Source organism: Glaciibacter superstes DSM 21135 (assembly GCF_000421145.1).
GTDB classification, from domain to species: domain Bacteria; phylum Actinomycetota; class Actinomycetes; order Actinomycetales; family Microbacteriaceae; genus Cryobacterium; species Cryobacterium superstes.
The window spans coordinates 34531-40969 of record NZ_ATWH01000013.1; the positions used below are offsets into that span (position 1 = coordinate 34531).

Sequence of the window (6439 nt, forward strand, 5' to 3'; positions counted from 1 at the left end):
GAATCGAAGGGAATCGAATTGAAATGACTGAATTTCCACAATCCCGCGCCGTCATCCTGACGGGCGCTGCCTCACCCAGAGGGATCGGCCGTGCCTCCGCGCACTACCTGGCGGAACGCGGCTGGAACATCGGCATCATCGACCTCGATGCTGAATCGGCCAGAGCGGTTGCCGCCGAGATCGCCGAGCAGCACGGTGTCATCGCCGCCGGCGCCGGCGCGAACGTCGCCGACGAAGCCCAGGTGCGTGCGGCGTTCGACGAACTTGAAGCTGCACTCCCGCAGATCGTCGGCCTGGTGAATCTCGCCGGCGTCTCCTCGCCCGTTCCGTACCTCGAGGTCACCGCAGACGAGTGGGATCGCGTGATCGGAGTCAACCTGAACGGCGTGCACTATGCCACCCGTCGCGCCGTTGAATCGATGGTGAAAAACGGTGTGGGCCGAGTCGTGAATCTCTCCTCCGTCTCCGCCCAGCGCGGAGGCGGCACCTTCAGCAAGACGGCGTATTCGGCCGCGAAGGCCGGTGTCATCGGCTTCTCCCGCAGCGTCGCACGCGAACTCGGCCACGACGGAATCACGGTCAACGTGATCTCACCAGGGCCGATCGACACCGACATCATGGGCGGAACCCTCACCGACGAACGGAAGGAAGCCATGGCCGCAGACGGCGTGCTCTCCCGCATTGGAACACCGCGGGACATCGCCGCAGCAATCGCCTACCTCATCAGCGAGGACGCAGGATTCGTGACGGGCCAGACCCTGAACGTTGACGGCGGCCTCTACATGCACTGAGGCCCCGGTCATGTCTGGTATCTCCGGCCCCTGGTCAAAAGGTCGCATCCTCTTCCTTGTCATCGGCGTCATCCTCGTCGGTGTCGGAGTTTGGATGATCGGCCCCTCACTGTTCACCTGATCGAGGCGTCGCCGCAACGGCCGACGGCGCACCGCCAACTTCGTCACCCATAAGCAACACCCTCACTCAAAGGAGAGCGGATTTGTCTACCTCACCAAAGCTGATCGACGTGCCGGAGGCTCTACACAGCCCGGCGCTCAAATCGGCAATCTCGAAGGCGGCCCGGCATCTGATGCCGATGCTCGTCATCCTCTACTTCGTCGCCTTCCTCGACCGCACCAACGTCGGATTCGCCGAAGAGGCGCTGCGCATCGACCGTGGCGTCTCCGACGGCGCGTTCGCCCTCGGCGCCGGCATCTTCTTCATCGGCTACGCGCTGTTCGAGATTCCGAGCAACCTGCTGCTGAAGAAGTTCGGAGCTCGGTTCTGGCTCGCGCGCATCGCCATCACCTGGGGGATCGTCGCCGCGGCATTCGCCTTCACGACGAACGACACGATGTTCATCGTGCTCCGCTTCCTGCTCGGTGTCACCGAGGCCGGACTGTTCCCCGGCGTCATCATGTTCCTGGCCGAATGGTTCCCGAACAAGGTGCGGGTGCAGATGTTCGCCATCTTCTACCTGGCCCAGCCGTTCTCCCAGATGCTGGGAGCCCCACTCAGCGGCGGCCTGATCAGCTTCGGCGACGCGGTCACCCCGTGGCACGGCTGGCAGGTGATGTTCTTCTCCGAGGGCATACTCGCTATCATCGCGGGCATCGCTGCGGTGTTCCTGCTGATCAACAGTCCGCAACAGGCGAAGTTCCTGAACGCCGAGGAGAAGGAAGCCCTTCTGACCGTGATGAAGAAGGAAGACGCGGTTCGTAAAGAGGACGGCCCGTCCGGTATCTGGCGCGCCATGTCGAACTGGAAGGTGTGGTACTTCACCATCATCTACTTCTGCCTGCAGATCGCCGTCTACGGAACGACGTTCTACCTGCCTCAGCAGGTGTCGAACCTGATCGGCCAGGAGGTCGGCTGGCAGGTCGGGCTGGTCTCCGCCATTCCGTGGTTTGTTGGCCTGTTCGCCTGCTACTTCGTCGGCAAGTACGCGAGCACGGTCATCCGTCGCCGCAACTGGGGCACGTGGTTCTACATCGGTACCGGCGTGTTCATCATCGGCTCCGGATGGGCAGGCGCGAGCGGACTTCCCATCGTCGGCATCCTCTGCATCACACTCGCGGTGTCCTGCTTCCTGTCGGTCGGTCCGATCACCTGGTCATATCCGGCCGCGTTCCTCACCGGAACGGCGGCAGCGGCCGGCATCGGCCTGATCAACTCGCTCGGCAACCTCGGCGGTTTTGTCGCACCGCTGATGCGCACCGGCTTCAACGAGGCAGTTCCGACGGACAGTGGTGTGTGGGGCGTCGTCTCACTCGGCGTATTCGCTTTCCTCGCTGCGCTGATGCTCTTCGGCACCAAGTACTTCACGTCGAAGTCTGACGCACTCCTGGTCGATAAGGCGCCACGGGTGCATTAGCTCCGGGCTGAACGCGTAAGCGGGGTTAGATCTACTGGATCTGACCCCGCTTCCGCGTTCTCCGGCGAGTGCCGGCTCAGCTGATGGCCTCGGTATGGGCGTGGGTGTATGGCTCTGTGGTTGCGTCTGCTCGCGAGCGGGTGCGTACCTTTTCGATGTGGTCGCGCATGGCCGCCGCCGCGCGAGCGGGGTCGCCGCTCCGGAAGGCATCGAGGATGCCGGTGTGCTCCCGAACAGCGTCGTCCGCGTCGGTCACGCCACTCATCACGGTCTGTCGCATGCGGTGGACGCGCGTCGAGATGGCCTCGGACATGTCGATCAGGAAGGGGTTGTGCGTACCTTCGAAGATGAGATGGTGGAAGTTCCAGTCCGCGGTGAAATACTCCCGCAGGAGTGTGAGAGAAAGCGTGTCGTCCGACGCGGCGTCCCGAACCCTCTTCGTCACTGCACGGTGTTCGTCCAGGGCGACTTCCAGAAGCGGTACCAGTGTCGCTGCATCACGCGCCGCAAGCTCGGTGGCGCCGCCCTCGAGCACGATCCTGGTGTCGAACAGGGCTTCAAGCTGACCATCGGAGATCGAGGGGGCGACCCGGTAACCCTTGAGCGGCTCGCGTGTCACGAGACCGGTGCGCTCCAACTGCACAAGGGCTTCGCGAACAGGAGTCGGAGATACCTGGAGGTCGCGCGCGACGGCATCGATCGAAAGCCTCGTGCCCGGCTCAACACCGGAACTCATCAGCATGTCGAGCACAAGGTCGTAAACGCGGTCGCGAAGTCCCTTACGCTCGAGGCCAGAGGATCCGCCCAGCGGATACGCGGTCTCAGACATTCACACCTCCGGGTCTCTGATGGTATCAGGCAGGTGTGCTTGGTCCGGTGAGGGCGCCGGTGAGCGCGGAGACCTCATCCAGGATGGCGGCAACGGCGGCTGGATCGTGGGCGAAGCGGCCGAGGAAGATCCCGTCGACGGAGTCGGCGATCCGAGTCAGCAGCCCGGGTCCGGCGCTCCCGCCGTAGATGACAGCGGAATCGGGGAAGTCATTCCACTCGGCGAGATACGCACGCAGCGCGTCGCACACGCCACGGATGTGCTGGTCAGACGCCGGCTCTGCTGCGCCGATCGCCCAGTACGGTTCGTAGGCGGCAATCACACGACCGGTGACACCGGCGGCGCGCGCGGGCGCTATGGCTGATTCCAGCTGACGGATGCATTCTGACGCGGCATCCGCGGGCTCGCCGGCCTCCGCTTCGCCGATGCAGATAATGGGTGTGAGGCCGTTACGCAGTGCAGCAGTGGTCTTGGCCGCGACAGCGTCGTCGGTCTCACCGAACAACCGGCGGCGTTCAGCGTGGCCGACCAACGCGACACGGCAGCCGATCTCGGCGAGCTCTGCGCCACTCACCTCGCCGGTGTAGGCGCCGAAGTCCGCTTCGGCAAGATCCTGCGCGCCGATACTCGCGACATCATCCAGAATCTCGTGCGCCTGGGGGATCGAGGGGAAGCTCGGGATGACGAAGAGATCGGCTGCCGCGCTCGCTCCCTGCGTCGCCGGATGGGCGCGGGCTATCTCGGCAACCTCGGCACACCACTGGATGGTGCGCGCGTGGGTGAAGTACATCTTGAGACTCACCCCGACGAGAAACCGGGATTGGCGCCGCTTCGTCACGGTCAGACGCCTTCGTAGCTGCAGATCTCCTGCACCTTGTCGTTCGAGGCACTCGACTCGTCGAAGGTGTACGTCAGCCACTCGCGGGCCAGGCGCCTGGCGAGTTCGATGCCGACGACGCGCTGGCCCATGCACAGCACTTGCGCATTGTTCGAGAGGACGGCGCGCTCGACCGAGTAACTGTCGTGGGCGGTGACGGCGCGCACTCCGGCGACCTTGTTCGCCGCGATTGCGACGCCGAGCCCCGTGCCGCAGACCAGGAAGGCGCGGTCTGCCTCGCCGCGCGCCACCATCTCGGCCGCAGCGATCGCGATCGTGGGGTAGTTCGTGTGCCCGTCGGCATTGACGCCGACGTCGGTGACGGATGCGACGAGGTCGTTTCCTTCGAAGTCGGCCTTGATCCGTTCCTTGTAGTCGAATCCGGCGTCATCGCTTCCGACGACGATTCTTAATGCGTTCATGTGCCTGCTCCTTCTGCTTGGTCGTGGTTGCGTGGCCGCGATCGTGTGTAGGTTGACGACTCAGCTGCCGGCGGAACGCCGCTGCAGGACCTCGTGGATGGTCAGGGCGATCAGCGACAGCGACACCGCGCCGGGGTCTGCCACCCCGACGGCCTTCTCACCGTGCGCGCGGGCGCGACCGAGTTTCGGCATCATGGCCGTCGTGCCGTCGGCCGCCTCCTGCGCGGCATCGGCCGCAACGCTCCAGGCATCCGTCAGCGACTCACCGGAGGAAACGCGCTCGGCGAGGGTGTCGGCGAACGGCACGAGCGAGTCGACCATTGTTTTGTCGCCGACCTGCGCCTTCCCGAACGCCATTACGGCCTCCTTCGCTGCGACGAGTCCCTCGGCGATGGCGGTGGCCGTCACGGGCTGGGTGTCGCCGAGGCGGCTGCCGACCGTGCGCAGGATGACTCCCCAGATGGCACCGGATGTTCCGCCGGCGCGATCCGACCAGGCGTCGGCAGCTCGGGCCAGGGTGCTTTCAACACCCGCGCCGGAGACGAAGGCGAGCTGCGCCGCTGCTGCCGCGGCGTTCGAGCCGCGCTTCATTCCGATGCCGTGGTCGCCGTCGCCGGCGATGGCGTCGAGGCGCCCGAGCTCGTCTGCGTTGTCGGCGATGATCTCCTTCACCGCCGAGAGCGCCTCCGTGACGGCAGCGGCAGCGCGGCGGGAATCGTCGCTGGATTCCGGGAGCTCGGCCTCGGCGATCGAGTCGTCGATGTCGCCGCGCACCACCAGGTCGTTGCCGTCGACCGAGCCCGTGCGGAAGGCCGGGGTGTCCGCCGGGGCCGCCCAGAGCTTCTCCAGTTCGTCGTCGACCCAGAGCAGCGTCAGCGAGACGCCGGCCATGTCGAAGCTGGTGCAGAACTCACCGACCTGCGGGTCAAGCAATTCGATTCCGGCGTCCCCGAGGAGGTCGGCGATACGGTCGTAGACGATGTAGAGCTCTTCGTTCTTGACCGAGCCGAGCCCGTTCAGGATTGGGACGACCCGGGCGCCGTCAGCGGAGACACCCTCGGGGATCTCGTCCTGTGAGAGGAGTCGTTCGACAAAGAGTTCGGCGAGACCGTCGGCCGAGGGAATGTCGACCTCATCGATTCCGGGCTCGCCGTGGATGCCGAGCCCGATGGCCATGCGACCCTCAGGAACGGTGAACAGTGGTTCTGAGGCGCCGGGAAGGGTGCACCCGGTGAACGCGACACCCATCGAACGCGTGCGCTCGTTGGCGAGGATGGCGACCCGTTCGACGCCATCGATGTCGTACCCGGCAGATGCCGCGGCGCCGGCCACTTTGAAGACAGTCAGGTCGCCGGCAATGCCGCGGCGCTTCTGCTTCTGGCTTGCCGGTGCGCTGAAGATGTCGTCGGTCACGAGGACCGTGCGGCAGTCAACACCCTCCGAGCGCAGAGTGTCCTGCGCCTCGGTGAAGTGCAGCACATCTCCGGCGTAGTTTCCGTAACTGAGCAGGATTCCCTTGCCCTGGTCGCTGGCCCGGCAGACCGACTCCACCTGGTGGGCAGATGGCGAGGCGAAGAGGTTGCCCATGGCCGCGCCGTGCGCAAGGCCGTGACCGACCAGGCCACCGAATGCCGGATAGTGGCCGGAGCCGCCGCCGATGACGAGTGACACGGTCGGGGACTGGGATGCCGTCGAGCGGGTCACACCACCGGCCACCCGGCGCACCCAGCGGGCGTTGGCGCGAACGAAACCATCGGTCATTTCGTCCGCGAAGTCTTCCGGTTCGTTCCAGAGTCGTGTCATTGCTGGTTTCTCCTCGCCGTCGAGTCACATCGGTCGTCTGCAATAATCCTATAGGATTTTTGGTCCAACGGCATCCGTGCGTCCGTCTCAGCCTGACCCCTCAGCCTGACCCCTCAGCCTGACCCCTCAGCCTGACCCCT

6 protein-coding genes are annotated in these 6439 nt (G+C 65.1%); 2 read left to right on the forward strand and 4 right to left on the reverse strand.

All coding sequences use genetic code 11. The features are described from left to right. The first annotated feature begins 23 nt into the window (after positions 1 to 23). Complete coding sequence (locus K323_RS0117650; protein ID WP_022886590.1) at positions 24 to 791, forward strand: SDR family NAD(P)-dependent oxidoreductase; 768 nt, start codon at positions 24 to 26, stop codon at positions 789 to 791. A gap of 203 nt (positions 792 to 994) precedes the next feature. Next, positions 995 to 2368, forward strand: coding sequence for an MFS transporter (locus tag K323_RS0117660; RefSeq protein ID WP_022886592.1), 1374 nt, complete (start codon positions 995 to 997; stop codon positions 2366 to 2368). Positions 2369 to 2444: 76 nt separating this feature from the next. On the opposite strand, the gene K323_RS27025 is transcribed toward K323_RS0117660, so the two are convergent. From K323_RS27025 to K323_RS0117680, 4 genes are read right to left on the reverse strand one after another with little or no spacing between them, the layout of a single operon-like run. Further along, positions 2445 to 3197, reverse strand: a complete 753-nt coding sequence (locus K323_RS27025; RefSeq protein WP_022886593.1) for a GntR family transcriptional regulator — start codon at positions 3195 to 3197, stop codon at positions 2445 to 2447. Positions 3198 to 3222: 25 nt separating this feature from the next. Beyond that, positions 3223 to 4035 (reverse strand): triose-phosphate isomerase family protein, encoded by an 813-nt coding sequence (locus K323_RS0117670; RefSeq protein ID WP_022886594.1) that lies wholly within the window; start codon positions 4033 to 4035, stop codon positions 3223 to 3225. 2 nt (positions 4036 to 4037) lie between these two features. Beyond that, complete coding sequence (locus K323_RS0117675; RefSeq protein WP_022886595.1) at positions 4038 to 4496, reverse strand: ribose-5-phosphate isomerase; 459 nt, start codon at positions 4494 to 4496, stop codon at positions 4038 to 4040. A 60-nt stretch (positions 4497 to 4556) separates the two neighbouring features. Continuing rightward, positions 4557 to 6299 (reverse strand): dihydroxyacetone kinase family protein, encoded by a 1743-nt coding sequence (locus K323_RS0117680; RefSeq protein WP_022886596.1) that lies wholly within the window; start codon positions 6297 to 6299, stop codon positions 4557 to 4559. Between the last annotated feature and the right edge of the window lie 140 nt (positions 6300 to 6439).